Here is a 956-nt window from a genome sequence, read left to right as displayed (position 1 = left end):
AGGTCGTCGAGGCCGACGGGTTCCTCCTGACGCAACGGTGCGAGCATCATCGGTACGTCGAACCGCTCTTTAATCTCCGTGAGGTACTCCGCTTGCTGTGCGCGTCGGTTCTCGAAGAACGCGTTGTTGCCGTCGTCCTCGGGGAGCAGGTAGTTCGCCACCACGAGCGACGTCTCGATCCCGACCTGGTCCTTGAGGTCCATCGCGGCACGGTACGCCTCCATCATGGGGGTGAACTCGGGGTACATCACGAACGCGAAGGAACTCCGACTGGGGTCCTGCATCGTCTCGATAACCTCGTCGTACTTCCCACCGTTCGCGGGTGCAGCACCCTTCGTGAGCGACCCGAGGTCCATGAACCCCTTCCAGTCCGACGGTAACTCCAGCAACCGCAACGTGTGCCCGGTCGGGGCCGTGTCGAACACGACGACGTCGTAGCCGTCCTCCTCGAAGTAGCTCACGAACTTCTCGAGGGCTGCCATCTCCTCAGCACACGGCGATTCCAGTTCCTCCTCGACGTTCGCTATGGCCGCCCCCACGTCGATCTGCGTGTCGTCTTTCTCGGCGTACATCTCACGAACGTGATCGAGGACTTGCGTCCGGTACTCCTCGAGCGCGCGCTCCTGGTCGATGCGGGCCGCATCGAGGTTCGCCTGCCCGACGGACGTCGGTTCGTGGCTGACAGGTTGCTCGAAGATGTCCGCGAGGTGCGCGGCCGGATCCGTGGTCACGACGAGCGTCTCGTAGCCCGCTTCCGCGAGCGAGACTGCGGTCGTTGACGCGATCGTACTCTTCCCGACACCACCCTTGCCAGTAAAGAACAGGTACCGTGTGTCTTCGACGGGAGCGAGTTCCTCGGCGACCGCGTCCGGGGCGGTGAGCGAGTCGAAGTCGACAGCTTCGTGGTCACTCGCGCGTCGCGTCGCCGCGTCAACATCGACGGTCGCCTCGTCGCC

1 protein-coding gene is annotated in these 956 nt (G+C 63.8%); it reads right to left on the bottom strand.

All coding sequences use genetic code 11. The features are described from left to right. Nucleotides 1-956 (bottom strand): ArsA family ATPase (locus AUR66_RS16330; RefSeq protein ID WP_157533181.1); only part of this gene is annotated, 956 nt, incomplete at both ends.

Origin of the sequence: Haloferax profundi (genome assembly GCF_001469865.1) — an archaeon.
GTDB classification, from domain to species: domain Archaea; phylum Halobacteriota; class Halobacteria; order Halobacteriales; family Haloferacaceae; genus Haloferax; species Haloferax profundi.
The sequence above is the reverse complement of the archived record's forward strand: the minus strand, read 5'-3'. Positions and strand labels throughout refer to the sequence as shown.